Source organism: Streptomyces soli (assembly GCF_003999195.1).
Lineage (GTDB): Bacteria > Actinomycetota > Actinomycetes > Streptomycetales > Streptomycetaceae > Actinacidiphila > Actinacidiphila soli.
This window is the reverse complement of sequence record NZ_RJVR01000264.1, coordinates 1-16,420: the sequence shown is the minus strand read 5'-3', so window position 1 is coordinate 16,420 and position 16,420 is coordinate 1. Positions and strand designations below refer to the sequence as shown.

The window sequence follows — 16,420 nt, the reverse complement described above, 5'->3', positions numbered from 1 at the left end:
CCTCCGTACGAGGCTGTGATCGGCGGGCCGCTACTCGGCCGGCGTGATCAGGCCGCAGTGGCCGTCGTAGCGGTGGTACAGGACGTTGCCCCGTCCGGTGGCGTCGTCGGCGAAGAACACGAACGGGAATCCGGTGATGTCCAGGCGCTGTTTCGCCTCGGTCAGGGTCATCAGGGGTGCTGGGAGGTCGCTGACGGTCAGCGGTACCGCCATGTTGCTGGCGAGTCGCGGGTGAGGGTGTATCTGGGCGAGGCGGTAGCCGGTCGGGCCGGCCCGGTACAGCACGCTGTCCTCGCGGGTCCCGGCGTCGGTGAACAGGTGGAAGGCGTAGTCCATCGTCTCCAGTTCGAAGGCGGCCTCGTCCGGTGTCTCCTGGGCGAGGGAGAAGGACTTGTGGCGTACGACCTGGCGCTCTTCGGCCGGGCGCGGATAGTAGTCGGGGCGGTGGGTGGGTTCACTCCCGTGCCGCCACTCGTGCGGGCCCGGCAGGGGCATCGTGCCGCGGCGGGCCTCCCAGTGCTCTTCGAGCCGGGCCAGCTGTTCCGCGAGCCGGTCCTGGAGCAGGTCCACGGCCTCGGTGACGGTCTGGGCCGCGACGTGTGCCCGGGTGGGCCTGCCGTTGACGTCCAGGTTGGCCTGGGCGAGCGCCGGTCGTTCCATGGCGGGGTTCGCCATCCGAGTCAGTTTGACGCGGGCGAACAGGACCGGTTGCTGTGTCCGGTCGAGGAGTGCCCGCACTTTGGCCTCCGCGTACTCGGCCGCGTCCGGTGGCATCTGCCCCTGGGTCTCCACCTGGACTTCGGGAGCCTGCTGGGGTGCCGATCGCTTCATGGCAGCCTCCTGCCCTCGCAGTTTTCACTTTCCAGACTTATCACCCACCGGCCGTGCGTGGAGGGTCGAAGGTCCCGGGGCCGGGCAGACCGGGCCCCGGGACAGTTACCGCGCGGTGGCCCGAGGCGGGAAAGGGCCCGGCTCGGTGCCTTCGACGCTGCAGGCGGCGCGAAAAGCGTCGATCCTGGGAAGAGAGGAGCCCCATCTGTGGTCCGCGGCCGTCCCATCGACGTTCGAGAACAGCACGGACGAAGTCACCGCTCAGAGGGAGCCCGTCCAGGGCGCCGACGACTCCACGCGTGCGCGGCTGTGAGTTCTCGGCGGAGCAGCCGCGCGGCAGCCGGAGCGTGCAGGTCCCGCCGGGGCCACGCCGATCCGCAGCTGTCCGCTCTGGAGTGATACGCCGGCACCCAATCGCTGCGGTAGCGCAGGGAGAAACCCATCCATCAGCGGGAGACGACGACAGATCTCCACGGCGCGTCCGCTGCGTGGGGCGGTCTCGAGGCGCCATTGACCTATCGGTCGACCGCTCCTTCGTCCCGAGGAGTACACCATGCATGGCAGCCCGCACATCGTGAGCGATGCGATGACCCGGACTGTCGTTGCGGTCGGCCGCGACGCCACGTTCGAGGAGATCGTGTCGACCACGGAGCAGTGGAAGGTCAGTGCCCTGCCCGTACTGGGGGGCGAAAGCCGCGTCATCGGCGTGGTTTCCGAGGCGATCTGCTCCCCGCGGAGGAATGAATACCGGGACAGCGGCCCCTCTCGCCCGGAGCAGCTGCGGCGTCCGGCCGCGCTGGGCAAGGCCGGTGCGGTGACCGCCGAGGAGCTGATGTCCGCGCCGGCGGTCTGCGTGCACCCTGACGCCACGCTCTCCCAGACCGCCCGTGCGATGGCGCAGCACACAATCAAGCGGCTGTCCGTCATCGACAGCGAGGGCAGGCTGTGCGGCATCGTCAGCCGCGGCCGGACGAGGAGATCGCGGAGGAGGCGCGCCGCGAGATCGTCGCCCACCTTTTCCCCGGCGACTGCCCCTCGTCCAGGCGGGCCTTTCGGCCTGTGCCCTGCCGACGCATCCAGGAAGGACGCTGGTCCGCGTTATACCGTCTGCGGCGGGAGGTGGCCGGAATGGCCGTGATCGTTGCCATCCTCCTCGTGGTGCTGGTGGCCAAGTGTGTGCGAGGGCTGTCGACTGCTGCTCGTGTCCGGCGAGCGTCCTCCCCGCCCCGAACCAGCTCCGGCAACCTCGTGCAGGAGGAGACCGAGAAGCTGCTCGGTCGGACAGCAATCCGTGCCGCGTACGCCCCAGTGCTGGAGGAGGCGCGGGACTTCGCCGTTCAACGGCATCCGGGACTCACGGTCATCGCCGAGATGGCCGACGGCTCCCCGGCGGACGTCCTGCGGGCTCGGGCACCGGGCACCGGGTAGTGCCATGGTGGTGTCGGCTCACGGCACCGTGGCATTGTGCGGGATCTGTTCAGCCGCGAGTCGGTGGGGCTGCCACTGGTCGCGCACGCACCGGGCCCGGTCGTTGTGGTCCGGGAGCCCGAGCCTGTGACGCACACCGCGGCTCATGTCGTCGTGGGCGTCGATGGTTCTGCCCTGTCGACGGAGGCGATTCGGTTCGCCTTCGAAGAGGCCGCCTTCCGCGACGCCCGCCTGATCGCGGTCACCGCCTGGCAACCGTCCTACCGTCCTACCCCCGCGATTTCCCTTCGGAAGAGGCGGTGGAGGAAGGTGTGCCGCGGGTGCTGGCGGAGTCCACGGCGGGCTGGCAGGAGAAGTACCCCCAAGTGGAACTCCGGCACGAGGTCATCCGCGGGCACCCGGTACGGGTACTCAGCGACGCCGCCCAGTGGGCGCTCGCACTGGTGGGCAGCCGCGGGCTCGGCGGATTCTCCGGTCCGCTGCTCGGCTCGGTCAGCCAGGGCCTCATGCACCACGGCCCGGTTGTCGTCGTACCATACCAAACCGGGGACCCGCCTGACCGCCCACGAGCGCAATCCGACGAACTCGTGGCCTTTCCGCTTGGAAGCTGGGGGTGCCGTTCCAGCCGGAGCTGGGAATGGGGGCGCTGGGCGAGGACGGCGTCCGCGTGATCAACGATGAGGTGGTGCGCACCGCGCGTGTCACCCGGGAGGAGCTGGCGCGGGTCGAGGCCCGCGAGCGCATGGTGCTGGAACGGCGGGCCTGGCGGTACCGGGGCGAGCGGGAGCCGGTCCGGCTCGAGGGCCGGACAGTGGTGATCGTCGACGACGATGTGGCCACGGGGTCGACCGCGCGGGCGGCCCGCCGGATCGCCCGTGCCCGGGGAGCGGCGCGGATCGTACTGGCGGTCCCCGTGGCACCGCCGGGGTGGACCGCGCGGCTGGGCGGAGAGGCCCACGAGCTGATCTGCCTGGACACACCGCGGGACTTCCACGCGATCGGCCAGTTCTACGCCCCGGCGCCACAACCGAGGTCCGAAGGGACCGGGACGGCCGGGCCCTTTGACCGTGACCGCGTGGCCCGAGGCGGGAAGCGGCCCCGGCTCGGTGCCTTCGACGCTGCCGACGGCGCGAAAAACGTCGATCCTGGGAAAGGAGCCCAGTCTGTGGTCCGCGGGTTCCACCACGTTCGAGAACGGAACGTGCGCAGTCACCGCTCAAAGGGAGTCTTCCGGTGATCACATCAGTCCGCCTGCCCGGCCGGTGCCTGACGCGGTCGGCCAAACCGGGGCCTCCGCGTGAGCCGCCTCCCAAGCCGCCGTCGGCGTCTCAGGCCCCGTCCTGGCGGCCATGGCTGATCCCCGTCGCCATTATGATCACGCTACTCGTCGTGCTGGGCCGCATCGCTCCGTCCCGGCAGGGCGCCTCGCTCTCGTACAGCGAGTTCCTCGGCAAGGTGGGCGCGGGCCAGGTCAAAACCGTCGTGGTGCCCTGACGGCTAGCCTGAATGCATGTGCGGGGACCGAGCCACGTCCCGAACCAGGCGCGCACGCTGCCCCACCCATCGGTGGTCATGGCCGTGACCAGTGCCGTCGCGCTTGCCGCACCCACCGCTGCTAATTCCCCCGACATGTCCAACGCCGTCCCCTCCCTCGCGTACGACCATGACGAGGTCCATCCATCCCCTCGTTCTGCCTCAGTCATGGGCTTAGAGCCGCACTCGGCGTATTCGCAGCGATATGGGTCTGAAAGCTGACCTTTCATGGAAGATCATTATATGACGAGGCGAAACATGTCGGTTCGGTCACCTCAATCTTCCCTCATGGTGTGGATGCGTGGATCGTGGCCGCTTGTTCGCCGCCGGTGGGCTGCCAGGGCTGCCACCGCCTCGGAGAGAGCGCACCTGAATGACAGGGACCACGAAGGACACGCTGCCCGCCGTCACGGACGGTCCGGGAGTCGGCGCCGCGCCCGCCGAACCCGGTGCCCCGGTGCAGGGCCTCGCGCCGGGCGAGGTGTTCGGCGCGCTGGGCGGCTCTCCCCGGGGCCTGTCCGGGCAGGAGGCGCGAGCCGGGCAGGAGCGCTACGGTCCGAACGAGCTGCCGGCCCCGCGGAAGAAGGGCTTGTGGCCGCGGTTCGCGGCACAGTTCACGGACCTGTTCGCAGTGGTGCTGCTGATCGCCTCCGGCCTGACCTTTCTGGCGTACGGCCTGCAGCACCCCCGTGACGTGGGCAATCTGCAGCTGGCGCTGGCGATTCTGGCCGTCGTGGTGCTCAATGCGGTGATCGGCTTCACCCAGGAGTACTCCGCCGAGCGCACCGCCGAATCGCTGCAGGCGATGGTCCCGCACACCTGCAGAGTGATGAGGGGCGGAGAGCGGCAGGAACTGCTGTCCCGCGACCTCGTACCCGGCGATCTTGTCGTACTCGATACCGGGGACGCGGTGCCGGCGGACTGCCGGCTCGTCGAGGTGCACGGGATGTCGGTGAACAACGCGGCGCTGACGGGGGAGAGCGCCGCTGCCGGGCGGACCGCCGACGCGACATCGACGACCACGGTGCTGGAGGCTCGGAACTGCGTGTTCATGGGGACCACGGTCCTCACCGGTACCGGGAAGGCCGTGGTGTGCGCGACCGGGGCGGAAACCGAGTTCGGGCGGATCTTCCGGCTCGCGGACTCCGCGCCGCAGCAGAAGACCCCCCTGCAGCGCCAGGTCGCCTCCATGGCCCGGCGAGTGGCGGCGCTGGCCCTGGTGATCGGGGCCGTGGTGCTGGCGGTGCGGCTGCCCAGCGGACAGCCGCTGATCTCGTCGTTCGTCTTCGCTCTCGGCGTGATGGTCGCCATGGTCCCCGAGGGGCTTCCCGCGACGCTGTCGGTGTCGCTGGCGATCGGCGTACGGCGGATGGCGCGCAGGAACGCCCTGGTCAAGCAACTGTTGGCAGTGGAGGCGCTCGGGTCGACCACGGTCATCTGCACGGACAAGACCGGGACGCTGACACAGGCCGAGATGACCGTCACCCGGCTGTGGGCGGGCGGTGCATTGCACGCGGTCTCGGGCGTGGGATACGCCCCCGTGGGCGAGGTGGAGGAGGCCGGATCCGTACGGGAGCTGCTGCGGGTGGCCGCGCTCTGCGGGAACGCCCGGCTGCTCGCCGCGTCGGAGCAGGACGGCTGGCGGGTGCTCGGTGACACTACCGAGGGAGCGATCATGGTCGCTGCCGCCAAGGCCGGGCTGGACCTGACCATGGAAGAGGCCACCGCGCCACGCATGGCGGAGTTCCCCTTCGACCCGGTCCTGAAGCTGATGAGCACCGCGCACCGCCACGCCGACAGCAACTGGCGCGTCTACGCCAAGGGCGCTCCTCAGGAACTGCTGGTCCGCTGCACCCACATCGAGTGGAACGGCGAGCGCCGCCCGCTGACCGACCAACTGCGGGCCACGGTCACCGCCGCCAACAACGACATGGCATCCAAGGGCCTGCGGGTCCTGGCCGCCGCATGGCGCTCGACGCCGGGGCAGCCGCGCTCGCGGGAGGAGGCCGAGACCGGGCTTACCTTCCTAGGGCTGACCGGCATGCTCGACCCGCCCCGGCCGGAAGTCGCGGACGCCGTACGCGCCTGCCGGCGGGCCGGCATCCGGATCGTGATGGTGACCGGCGACCACCCGCTGACCGCCGAGGCGATCGCCCGGCGCGTGGGCATCGTCCGGGAGCCGCACCCCGTGGTGGTCACCGGGGCCGAACTCGACGACATGGATGCCGCCGCGCTCGACGCGGTCCTAGCCGACCGGTCGGAGCTGCTGCTGTGCCGGGTCAGTCCCGAGCACAAGATGCGGGTGGTCGCCGCTCTCCAGCGGCGCGGCGAGGTCGTCGCGGTCACCGGGGACGGCGCGAACGACGCCCCCGCGCTGAAGCACGCCGACATCGGAGTCTCGATGGGCGCCACCGGGACCGATGTCGCCCGGGAGGCCTCGGTGATGGTGCTGATCGACGATTCGTTCGCCTCCATCGCCGCCGCCGTGGAGCTGGGCAGGTCGGTCTACCGCAACATCCGCAAGTTCCTGGTCTACCTGTTCAGCCACAACATCGCCGAGCTGGCGCCGATCCTGGCCGCGACCTTCGTCGGCTTCCCGCTGGTCCCGCTCATGGCAGTGCAGGTCCTCGCCATCGACCTCGGCTCCGACGTGCTTCCCGCCCTTGCCCTCGGCGCCGAGCCGCCCGAGCCCGACGTGATGGACAACCCCCCGCGCTCCCCGCGCGAGCCGCTGTTCTCCTCCGACGTCGTCCGCCGGTTCCTCTTCCTCGGCACCATCCAGGCGCTCGGCGTGTGCGCCGTGTTCTTCTGGCACATCCACGCCTCCGGCATCCCCTACGCGGCCTTCACCCCCGGAAACCACGTCTACCGGGAGGCAATCACCCTGACGCAGGCCGGGATCGTCGTCAGCCAGTTCTTCAACGCGCTGGCGGTGCGCACCGACCGGGAGAGCGTCTTCCGGGTCGGGCTGCTGTCCAATCCGCGGCTGATCGCCGCCGGCTTCCTGGGCATCGCGCTGATGGCGGCCATCAGCTACGCCCCACCACTGCAGGCCGTCTTCCACACCGCGCCGCTGTCCGCCGCCGACTGGGCGGTTCTGGCCGCGCTGGGCGCACTGCTGCTCGCGGCTGAGGAAACCCGTAAATGGGCGCTGCGCCGCCGTCATCCGGTACGGAAAGGGGAAAAGCGATGAGAGTCATCGTGGTGGGCTGCGGACGGGTCGGCTCGGATCTGGCCGTCCGGCTCACGGCTGAGGGCCACGACGTACGTATCATCGACCGCGATCCGAAGGCGCTGCGCAGGCTGCCCGCAGGCTTCACCGGCACGTTCCTGAGCGGCAACGGCTACAGCCGTACGGTCCTTCAGGACGCCGGTGTCGAGCACGCCGACGCATTCGTGGCCGTCACCTCGGGCGACAACACCAACATCGTCAGCGCCCGCACCGCCAAGGAGACCTACCGGGTCCCGCTCGTCCTGGCCCGGATCTACGATCCACGGCGCGCGGACATCTACCGCGAGCTGGGCATCCCCACCATAGCCAGCGTCCGCTGGACCGTGCATCAGCTTCACCAGATGCTGCTGCACCGGCATCTGACCCCGGAACTGAGTTTCGGCAACGGCGAGACCCTGCTGGTTCGCTCCACCCTGCCGGCCTACCTCGACGGGCGGCAGCTGTCCCAGCTGGAGGTCGACGGCGAGATCCGGATCGTCGAGGTCACCCAGGGCGGCCGGTCATTCCTGCCCACGAGCAGCACCCCGGCCCAGCCGGGCGACCTGATCACCTTCGCGGTGGCCGCCACTGCGCTGGGCAGGCTGCGCGGCTTTCTGGACAAGGAGCTCGGCACATGAAGGTCATCATTACCGGCGCCGGCCGGCTCGGCAGGCACACCGCCCAGGTACTCGCTGCCGCCCGCAACGAGGTCACCATCGTCGAGGAAGACGACGACGTGGTGGCCGCACTGGAGGGAGCGCTGCCCGTCCGCCTGGTGACCGGCGACGCCTGCGAGCCCGCCGTGCTGGAGGAGGCGGGCGTCCTGACCACCGATCTCGTCATCGCCACCACCGGCGACGACGAGGACAACCTCGTCATCAGCCTGCTCGCCAAACGCCAGTTCGCCGCGCCGAGAGTGGTGGCCCGGATCAACGATCCGGACAACACCTGGCTGTTCGACGAGCGCTGGGGCGTCGACGCCGCCGTACCAGCCGACGCCTCCCTCATCTCGCTCATCGAGGAGGCCACCAGCAGCACGGACACCGTCGCCCTGCTGCGGCTCAGCAAAGCGGGCGTCAACGTCATCGAGACCACCATCACCTCGCAATCCCGGGCCGTCGGCCACGCACTCGCCGACATCGCCGTCCCGGCCGGCACCGTCGTCGCCGCCGTCATCCGCGACGGCGAACCCGCCGCACCGGACGCAGGAATCCGGCTCCGTCCGGGCGACGAACTCCTCCTGGTCTCCCACTCCGCCACCGAGAAGGAAGTGCACGCGGCCTTCCAGTGACACGGACGGGGACCGGTCGGCCCACCGCGATCCGGCCATGGGCCGAGCGGCTCGGGTCGGCCCCGTTCGGCTCTGACGCGGGCCGCCGGGCGGTGGTGCACTATCAGCACATCCTCCGGGCCGCCCTCGCCCGCATCGGGCTCCTCGGCCTCCACGAGCTCGATCACGGTCTTTTCGACACCGAGCAGCCGAGTACATATCCTTGTAGATCGCACGCCGTATCCAGGTTCTTCCGTTTCGTTCTATCGCAAGCCGAAACGTACCCCGGGTACGGCGTGTTGTGTGTATCAGGCCTGGTCAACGACCCACGGAAACGACAGGGGAGCCGCATTTTCCCCTGTCACCATCCCGAGCCGCCGTCCGCATGGACATGGGACCTCAGGCCCCGGGACGGGGACGGTCGGCCCTGGCCGCGTCCGCGGCGGCGCGGCACCGTGGAGGTACGGCGATCCGGGAGGCGGTCACCATGTCTGAATACGCCGACGCGCGACCGATTGTCGTGGGGTGGACGGATTCCGGCGGGTCGCTCGCCGCGCTGCGGTGGGCCGTGTCCGAGGCACGCCTGCTTCGGGTGCCGCTTGTCGCGGTCCATGCCTGGGAGCCGTCCGACCGACTGCGCGCGCCGTATGCGACCTCTGCGACGCGCCGGACACCGGCCGAGGAGCGGGCCCGTGCGGGCCGGCTGCTGTACGCCGCCTTGTCCGTCGTACTCACCACGGATGCGAGGTACGGGCCGTGCTGGCCGAAGGCCGGCCGGTGCCGGTGCTGCTGCGGCACGCCGACGACGCCCTGCTGCTGGCCCTGGGACGCCGCCTTCCCGGGGCCGGCGCGCCACCCGGCCTGGGTCCGGTGGCCCGTGATTGCGTACGCAACGCCCACTGCCCGGTGGTCACCGTGCCGGAGCCTCGCACGACGCCGGCCCGGCGAGACCTTCCGTCGGCGACGTACCTGGAGACCACCCGTGCAGCCGGGTGAGAACTGCTGACACGGGGGGACCGAGTCCGAGGAGCTGACGATGGACACCCGTGGGTCGTCACAGGAGCATGTGGTCGTCGGAGTGGACGGTTCCAGGGGCGCCGAGCGCGCGCTGGACCAGGCAGTGGAGGAGGCGCGGCGCCGTGGGGTGCCGCTGGAGATCGTGCACGGCCTGCCCTGGGTACGGCACTTGGGTACCGGGCCGCATTACGCGGCGCCGTCGCCGCGCGGCGCCCGGGCGCTGGTGGAGTCGGCCGCCGCCCGGGCCACGGGCCTCGCACCGGAGCTGGAGGTGCTGGGCACTCCGGTGGCCGAGGACGCGGCGGCAGCGCTTGTGCGGCGGAGCCACCATGCCCACTGCCCGGTGGCCCTGGTGCCGGCCTTGAACGACGAGACGTACGACCTTCAGAAGGGCGGTGCAGCGCCATGACCAAGGTGCTGGTGGGATACGCGAGCGCCCATGGCTCCACCCGCGGGATCGCGGAGCGGATCGGCGCCCGGATCACTGGCCAGGGGATCAAGGCCGACGTCGGGTTCCTGGACGAGGTCGGGGACCCCGGCGCGTACACCGCGTTCGTGCTCGGCAGCGCCATCCACGGCCAGGCCTGGCTGCCCGGGGCCACCGGCTTCGTCCGGGCGAACCGGGAACTGCTCGCCGGCCATCCGGTGTGGATCTTCAGCGTCGGTATGCCGGGCGCCCTGCGCGGCCCGTTGAAGCCGCTGGCCGACAAGGAGGAGCCCAAGGTGATCGGCGAGGTCCAGGCCGCCGTGCACCCCCGCGGACACCGGCTGTTCTCCGGCGTCGTCACCCGTGACCAGCTGCCCTTCAAACTCCATGACATCCACGACGGCAACGACACCGGACCGCCCGGTGCGAGTGGAGGCGGTGCTGGACGCGCCACTGTCCCGCAGGCTGTGGCTGGTGAAGTGGATCCTGGTCATCCCGTACTACATCGTGCTGTTCTTCCTGTGGATCGCCTTCACCGTCGTCAGCGTGATCGTGTTCTTCGCGATCCTGTTCACCGAGCGCTACCCGCGGGCCCTGTTCGACTTCAACGTCGGCGTACTCCGCTGGAGTTGGCGGGTGGCGTACTACTCCTACGGCGCGCTCGCCACCGACCGCTACCCGCCGTTCAGCCTGGGCGAGGAGCAGGACTACCCGGCCCGGCTGGACATCGCCTACCCCGCGCGGCTGTCGCGCGGCCTGGTGCTAGTGAAGTGGTGGCTGCTGGCCATCCCGCACTACATCGTGGTCGGCTTCTTCCTCGGTGGCTTCCGCGACGGCTGGTGGTCCGGCGGGCTGATCTCCGCCCTCGCGATCATCGCCGGCTTCTTCGTGGCCTTCACCGAGAAGTACCCGAAGGACCTGTTCGACTTGGTCATGGGCCTCAACCGGTGGGTGCTGCGGGTCGCCGCCTACGCGGCGCTGATGACGGACGTCTATCCGCCCTTCCGGCTGGACATGGGCGGCAGCGAACCGGAGGAGCTGTCGTGATCACTCCCCTGGCCACCGCGTTCCTCATCGTGCACGGGCTGCTGCACCTGAGCGTCTGGGCGCCCGCGCAGTCCGGCCGGGAGGAGCCCTTCAACCCCCGCCACTCCTGGGCGCTCGCGGCGGTCCACGTCGCCGAGTTCCCGGCCGCGGCCGTGTCGGTGTCTTTCGCCTCGGACACGGCAATCCTTTACGCGCTCGCGGGCGCGGGCGTGGCGGCGGGCACCGGCTGGTGGGCGGTGGCAGCCTTCATGGCGGCTACCTGCGGGCTCACCCTGAAGGCGATCTGGTTCCACCGGCCGCTGGCCCTCGGGGCGCTGCTCGACACTGCGGTGATCGTCGCCGTGGCCCAGTCGTGGCACGGCTCGCTGTACTGACCCCATGCCGCCCGGCCGTATGAGCCGTAGACGCCCCGGAGACGATCATGACCCGTACGTTCAACGACGCCCCAGGCCTCACGCGCCCGGGCGGCCTCACCGAGGACGAGGCCGCCCGGCGGCTGACGGAGTGCGGCCCCAACGAGGTGGGCCGGCAGCGCCGGATCCCGCTGTGGTCGCGGATCGCCGCGCAGCTGCGCGACCCCCTGATCCTGGTCCTGCTGGCTGCCGTCGTGCTGACTGTGGCCACTGGCGACCACCCCGACGCGGTCGTGATCGCCCTGGTGATCGTGGTGAACACTACGGTCGGGGTGATCCAGGAGGTACGGGCCGACAACGCGGTCGCGGCGCTGTCCGTCATGACCGCCCCGACCGCGCGAGTGCTGCGCGACGGCGCCGAACGGGAGGTGCCGTCGGCGGCCGTGGTGCCGGGCGATGTGCTGCTGCTCGGCGAGGGCGACATCGTCCCCGCGGACGCGGACCTGTTTCAGGCGTCCGCCCTTCTCGTCGACGAGTCGGCCCTGACCGGCGAGTCGGTGCCGGTGGACAAGGACGCCGATGCCACCGACCGGAACGACGCCAATGCGGAGGCCGCACAGTTGCGGGCGGGCACGGTCGTCGTACGCGGCCGGGCGGTCGCCACCATCACCGCCACCGGGGCGCACAGCGCGCTCGGCCGGATCGCCGCCGCGCTGCAGCCCCGGCAGGAACTGACCCCGTTGCAGCGCCGGCTGGCCGGCCTCGGCCGGGCGCTGGCCCTGGTCACTGTGGTGCTGTGCCTGGTCGTCTTCGCTCTGGGGTTGGCCCGCGGCCAGTCTCTGGAGATCATGGCGGTGACCGCGATCAGCCTCGTGGTGGCCGCCGTCCCGGAGTCGCTGCCCGCCGTCGTCACCCTCGGGCTGGCGCTGGGTGCGCGGCGGATGGCCGCCCGCCACGCCGTCGTACGGCGGCTGCCCGCCGTGGAGACCCTCGGCTCGGTCACCATGCTGGCCACCGACAAGACCGGCACCCTTACCGAGGGCCGGATGGTCGTGGAGCGGGTATGGACCGCCGACGGCACGGCCACGCTCACCGGCACCGGATACGAGCCCGCCGGCCAGGTCCTGGCGGACCGGGCCGCCACCCGGGCCGTACGCGCGCTGCTCACCGCCGCGACGCTGTGCAACGACGCCTCGCTGCGGCCACCCGGGGACGGCGAGGACCGCTGGACGGCGCTCGGCGACCCCACCGAGGCCGCGCTGCTTGCCGCCGCGGCGAAGGCGGGATGCGACCGCGAGGAGCTGCTGAGCACCCGTCCCCGGGTCGGCGAGGCGCCGTTCGACAGCCTTCGCAAGCGCATGACGACCTGGCACCGTACGCCCTCCGGGCAGGTCGAGGTCTGCCTCAAGGGCGCGCCGGAGGCGGTGCTGGACGGCGCACCCCTGGATGAGAGCCCGGAGACCTTGGATCGTGCCCGCCGAGAGGCCGAGGTATTGTCCGCCGAGGGCTTCCGGGTCCTGGCCGTGGCATCGGCCGTCCGCGACGGCCTGCCCGCTGGGTACGAGGACGCGGAGACCGGGCTGCGGCTGCTGGGCCTTGCGGCGATCAGCGACCCGCCCAAGGAAGCCGCCGCAGCCACCGTCGCGGCCTGCCGCCGAGCAGGTATCACACCGGTGTTGATCACCGGCGACCATCCGGCCACCGCCCGCGCCATCGCCGCCCGCGTGGGCGTCCTCGGCCCGGAAGGCGACGGTGCGGTGGTCAGCGGCCGGGAACTGGCCGCCGGGCAGGTCCCGGACCCCACGCGGGTAAGGGTGTTCGCCCGTACCACGCCGCAGCAGAAGCTGGACATCGTGCAGGCATGGCGGGCCCACGGCGCGGTCACCGCCATGACCGGCGACGGCGTCAACGACGGCCCGGCCCTGCGACAGGCCGACATCGGCGTGGCGATGGGCCGCCGGGGAACCGAGGTCGCCCGGCAGGCCGCCGACCTGGTGCTCGCCGACGACGAACTGTCCACCGTGGTCTCGGCCGTGGAGGAGGGACGCCGGGTGTACGACAACATCCGGCGCTTCCTGCTCTACGCCCTGGCCGGCGGTGCGGCGGAGATCCTCATCATGCTGTTCGGGCCGTGGCTCGGTTTCGCCCTGCCGCTGCGGGCCGGCCAGATCCTGTGGATCAACCTGCTCACGCACGGCCTGACCGGCGTCGCCATGGGCGCCGAACCAGTCTCACCGAACGCCATGCGGCGTCCGCCGCGCCCGCCGCACCAGCACGTGCTTGGCGATGGGCTGTGGCAGCGGGTACTGCGCCTGGCAGCGCTGGTCACCACCGCGAGCCTCGCGGCGGGTCTGTGGGTCCGGCACTCCGGGCAACCCTGGCAGACCACCTTGTTCCTCGCTCTGCTGACCGCCCAGCTCGGCGTCGTACTCGGACTGCGCGAGCGGCTGTTCACCCGGGAGAACCCGTTCCTGCCCGCCGCCGTGCTGGCCTCGGTGGGCCTGGGCGCCGCCGCGCTGTACCTGCCGTTCCTGCAGACCGTGCTGAATACCTCGCCGCCATCCTGGCCCGGCCTGACCGCCGCCCTGGCGGCCGGTCTGGCGGGCTTCTGTGCCGCCCGCGCCGAGAACCGGTCCGCGCGGAGCGGTCCGCGCTGGCGCCGTGACGGCGCGGACCTCGAAGGAGCGCTGATCACACGGTCTCGGTTGCTCCGTTCGGCACGGGGCCGGGGATCGTCTTGGTGATGTCGACGGGTGGTGCGGGCGGGGGGTGCGGCCGCGGCCGTTTCCCGGGCGAGGAAGGCGCCGAGTTCGCCGACGGTGCTCATGAGGGGGGCGGGGAACACGACGGTGGTGTTCTTGTCGACGCCGATCTCCACCAGGCCTTGCAGATTGCGCAGTTGCAGGGCCAGCGAGTGGGCCATCATCGTGTCCGAGGCGTCGCCGAGCGCGGCCGACGCGAGCGATTCCCCCTCAGCATTGATGATCTTGGCGCGCTTCTCCCGCTCAGCCTCGGCCTGGCGGGCGCCATCGCCCGCTTCATGCTGTCCGGCAGTCGGATGTCCTTGAGCTCGACCAGGGTGACCTCGACGCCCCATTCGGCAGTCGCCACATCGAGAATCTCGCGGATGCCCAGGTTGATGCGGTCGGTCTCCGACAGCGTCTCGTCGAGCGTGTGCCGGCCGACGACCTTGCGCAGGGTGGTCTGGGCGATCTGATTGATCGCCGCGTGGACGTTCTCGATCGCGATGACCGACTTCACTGCGTCGACGACCCGGAAGTACGCCACCGCCGATACGTCGACGCTGACGTTGTCCCGGGTGATGATCCCCTGGGAATGGATCGACATCGTGACGATCCGCAGCGACACCCGGTGCAGGACATCGACGACCGGGATGATGAACCGCAGCCCCGGGGAACGTGCTCCGACGAGCCGGCCGAACCGGAACAGGACTCCTTGTTCGTACTGCTTTACGACCTTCACGGCCATGGCGAGAGCCACCAGGGCCAGGAGGGATGGTGCACATTCAGGCCGCTCGTGTGGTCATGGATCCGAGTGGGTTCTCCTGGTGGCGAAGCTGGTGCGGGCACTGTGCTCGACCGTCACCGCCTGGGCGCACTAACCGAAGTCGCTTGTGAGCTGTACCAGTTGAGCAATGGGAGTGTCGGCGATTGATGTACCTGGTGTCCCCATCGGCGATTCTGAACGGGGCCGAGGGCCAAGCCTGCCATCCTGCAGCGTGTGGCCGCGCGACCCCGCCGTTACTCGGGCACACGAGCGTTCCCGGTCAATGGGACGGCGCCGACATGTGCGGGGATACGTCGACGCCGATGCAGTCTGCGACCATCTGCCGGAAGTGCGGGCAGGTGGTGAAGTCGGCGTGGTCGCAGTGCAACCTCGAACCCGACAGCTGGTCCACGACGATGCATGGGCGTCCGGGCGCAACTACTGGGGACCTGCGCCGTGTGGCGCACGGTCCCAGGTGCCCAGCAGGGGCCCATGACGGCTTGGTCCCGGGCTGGGCAACCAGAGGCGCGCCAAGGCCGTTCGCTCCCAGGATCCCGACTACGTCGGAGTCGATGCGATCAGCACCCGTCCGGTCTGCTCCTCAAACGGCTCCTGGGACAGGGCACCGGGATCGTCCGCCGGACCAATATGAGTCGGGAACATGATCCTTGTTCAGCGCCATCTGGTGATAGCGAGACAGATGACCCGTGGTGGTCCCGCCGAAGCGGTCGATCGGCACGCTCATAACGTGCAACGCGGCCGAGAGCTGCGAATCGGTCATCGGCTTAATGACCAGGCCATCGGGAAATGCGAGTTAGGGGAGCCGGTAGCGAAGCCGAGCAGCGGTAGCGCCCGCCGCCTGGTAATACATGGGGACCGGCGCGCTGGTTCCTCCTCCGGGGACCGGACCGGAGCATCAGACAGTTGGATCGGACTGCAGGTCACTGCTGCACGGGACGGCGCCCGCAACGACGTCGGCTGACTCCTTCGCGTTTCAGCATGTTGCGCACTGTGGCTCGACACATGCCCGTCGCATCAGCGATCTCCTGGAGCGATTCCTCGAGCTGGATATATCGGTGGATTACTTCCTGGGTCAAGTGTGCGTATAGACGTTTAGGGGCTCTGGGACGGATCTCGACCCCCATTCGTCTCAGTTCCTTGAGAATGACTGGGTGGCCTCCTCCTACTGTCCGTCCGATGGCCGTGATAGATTGGCCGGAAAGGTACAACTCGCGCCATGTCTCGTTGCGGGTTGCGACAACCTCCCGTCTGCTAAGTGGGTTGCGGTCCATAATGCAACGGATGTGCGCTGCGCTCGTGTCCAGGGATTTCGCGACGGCCGAAGCACTCAGGGTGCCACCGATGAGGATCTCGTGCACTGCAGAAGGAGGGATCATGTCGAGGGGGATCCCAGGAAATTTCATGTGATCCAGTGTCTCTGGAATTTCAGGTTCCCAGGACAAGGGTTCTTCGATCCCTTCTGCTAGCAACAGCCTACGGCAGTGCCGTGTCAGTTCGTCGACCTCGACCGGGTGTATGTCGAACTTGAACAGGGGGTATTTCTTGGGTTTGTCATCAGAGGTCGATGCGGTACTCCTAGACATCATGCGCACGGGGCTGCCCGTGAGCCGCTCGTAGATCCATCGGTTTGCGTGATGCAGATTGGATGCAGCGCGGTGAGTGTGGCTTGATTTCCATTGAAGTTTTCTCAGCGAAACGATCTCCGTGAAGCTGCATGAAACGGTCCGAGGTGGGACTTTCCCGACGATGGTGGAGTGGGGAGTCCCGGCTGCGGA

The 16,420-nt window shown here is 69.8% G+C and carries 16 protein-coding genes and 3 pseudogenes; 16 read left to right on the top strand and 3 right to left on the bottom strand.

Translation table 11 applies throughout. The features are described from left to right. Nucleotides 1–30: 30 nt before the first annotated feature. Nucleotides 31–831: an HPF/RaiA family ribosome-associated protein gene (locus EFK10_RS28250; protein WP_127358489.1), complete on the bottom strand. Its 801-nt coding sequence runs from the start codon at nt 829–831 to the stop codon at nt 31–33. Between the two features lie 553 nt (nt 832–1,384). Here EFK10_RS28250 and EFK10_RS50995 point away from each other — a divergent pair. The 16 genes and pseudogenes from EFK10_RS50995 to EFK10_RS28190 all read left to right on the top strand — a co-directional run bounded on the left by EFK10_RS50995 (nt 1,385) and on the right by EFK10_RS28190 (nt 13,861). Then, on the top strand, nt 1,385–1,969 hold the full coding sequence (locus EFK10_RS50995) for a CBS domain-containing protein (RefSeq protein ID WP_322973417.1): 585 nt from the start codon (nt 1,385–1,387) through the stop codon (nt 1,967–1,969). Next, a complete protein-coding gene (locus EFK10_RS50990) occupies nt 1,960–2,259 on the top strand; it encodes a hypothetical protein (protein ID WP_240677519.1) in 300 nt (99 codons plus the stop codon). The genes EFK10_RS50995 and EFK10_RS50990 overlap by 10 nt, the downstream gene beginning before the upstream one ends. 36 nt (nt 2,260–2,295) lie before the next feature. Next, a pseudogene (locus EFK10_RS52810) lies at nt 2,296–2,472 on the top strand (universal stress protein); the annotation flags it as partial. Nucleotides 2,473–2,558: 86 nt separating this feature from the next. Then, nucleotides 2,559–2,930, top strand: coding sequence for a universal stress protein (locus EFK10_RS50980; RefSeq protein ID WP_322973416.1), 372 nt, complete (start codon nt 2,559–2,561; stop codon nt 2,928–2,930). Further along, on the top strand, nt 2,873–3,496 hold the full coding sequence (locus EFK10_RS53490) for a phosphoribosyltransferase family protein (RefSeq protein WP_407647164.1): 624 nt from the start codon (nt 2,873–2,875) through the stop codon (nt 3,494–3,496). The genes EFK10_RS50980 and EFK10_RS53490 overlap by 58 nt, the downstream gene beginning before the upstream one ends. Then, on the top strand, nt 3,493–3,753 hold the full coding sequence (locus tag EFK10_RS52805) for an ATP-dependent metallopeptidase FtsH/Yme1/Tma family protein (protein ID WP_322973415.1): 261 nt from the start codon (nt 3,493–3,495) through the stop codon (nt 3,751–3,753). Before EFK10_RS53490 ends, EFK10_RS52805 begins: the two co-directional genes overlap by 4 nt. A 412-nt stretch (nt 3,754–4,165) precedes the next feature. Next, complete coding sequence (locus EFK10_RS28230) at nt 4,166–6,985, top strand: cation-translocating P-type ATPase (protein WP_127358488.1); 2,820 nt, start codon at nt 4,166–4,168, stop codon at nt 6,983–6,985. Further along, a complete protein-coding gene (locus tag EFK10_RS28225; protein ID WP_127358487.1) occupies nt 6,982–7,641 on the top strand; it encodes a potassium channel family protein in 660 nt (219 codons plus the stop codon). Before EFK10_RS28230 ends, EFK10_RS28225 begins: the two co-directional genes overlap by 4 nt. After that, on the top strand, nt 7,638–8,294 hold the full coding sequence (locus EFK10_RS28220; protein ID WP_127358486.1) for a potassium channel family protein: 657 nt from the start codon (nt 7,638–7,640) through the stop codon (nt 8,292–8,294). Before EFK10_RS28225 ends, EFK10_RS28220 begins: the two co-directional genes overlap by 4 nt. 364 nt (nt 8,295–8,658) lie before the next feature. After that, nucleotides 8,659–8,970 (top strand): annotated as a pseudogene (locus tag EFK10_RS28215) (universal stress protein); the annotation flags it as partial. Then, nucleotides 8,889–9,269: a universal stress protein gene (locus EFK10_RS52800; RefSeq protein WP_322973422.1), complete on the top strand. Its 381-nt coding sequence runs from the start codon at nt 8,889–8,891 to the stop codon at nt 9,267–9,269. The pseudogene EFK10_RS28215 and the gene EFK10_RS52800, both read left to right, overlap by 82 nt. A gap of 40 nt (nt 9,270–9,309) precedes the next feature. Then, nucleotides 9,310–9,699, top strand: a complete 390-nt coding sequence (locus EFK10_RS50970; protein WP_127358484.1) for a universal stress protein — start codon at nt 9,310–9,312, stop codon at nt 9,697–9,699. Then, a pseudogene (locus EFK10_RS53485) lies at nt 9,696–9,902 on the top strand (flavodoxin domain-containing protein); the annotation flags it as partial. The gene EFK10_RS50970 and the pseudogene EFK10_RS53485, both read left to right, overlap by 4 nt. A 202-nt stretch (nt 9,903–10,104) precedes the next feature. After that, entirely contained in the window at nt 10,105–10,764 is a 660-nt protein-coding gene (locus EFK10_RS28195; protein WP_127358483.1) for a DUF4389 domain-containing protein, read from the top strand. Next, nucleotides 10,761–11,138, top strand: coding sequence for a hypothetical protein (locus EFK10_RS47830; RefSeq protein WP_164836173.1), 378 nt, complete (start codon nt 10,761–10,763; stop codon nt 11,136–11,138). The genes EFK10_RS28195 and EFK10_RS47830 overlap by 4 nt, the downstream gene beginning before the upstream one ends. Before the next feature lie 47 nt (nt 11,139–11,185). Beyond that, complete coding sequence (locus EFK10_RS28190) at nt 11,186–13,861, top strand: cation-translocating P-type ATPase (protein ID WP_127358482.1); 2,676 nt, start codon at nt 11,186–11,188, stop codon at nt 13,859–13,861. Between the two features lie 178 nt (nt 13,862–14,039). On the opposite strand, the gene EFK10_RS28185 is transcribed toward EFK10_RS28190, so the two are convergent. Both EFK10_RS28185 and EFK10_RS48870 read right to left on the bottom strand, forming a co-directional pair. Further along, nucleotides 14,040–14,618: an SPFH domain-containing protein gene (locus EFK10_RS28185; RefSeq protein ID WP_240677512.1), complete on the bottom strand. Its 579-nt coding sequence runs from the start codon at nt 14,616–14,618 to the stop codon at nt 14,040–14,042. Nucleotides 14,619–15,565: 947 nt separating this feature from the next. Further along, the coding region (locus EFK10_RS48870) for a hypothetical protein (protein WP_206305616.1) at nt 15,566–16,420 on the bottom strand (855 nt) is incomplete at its 5' end.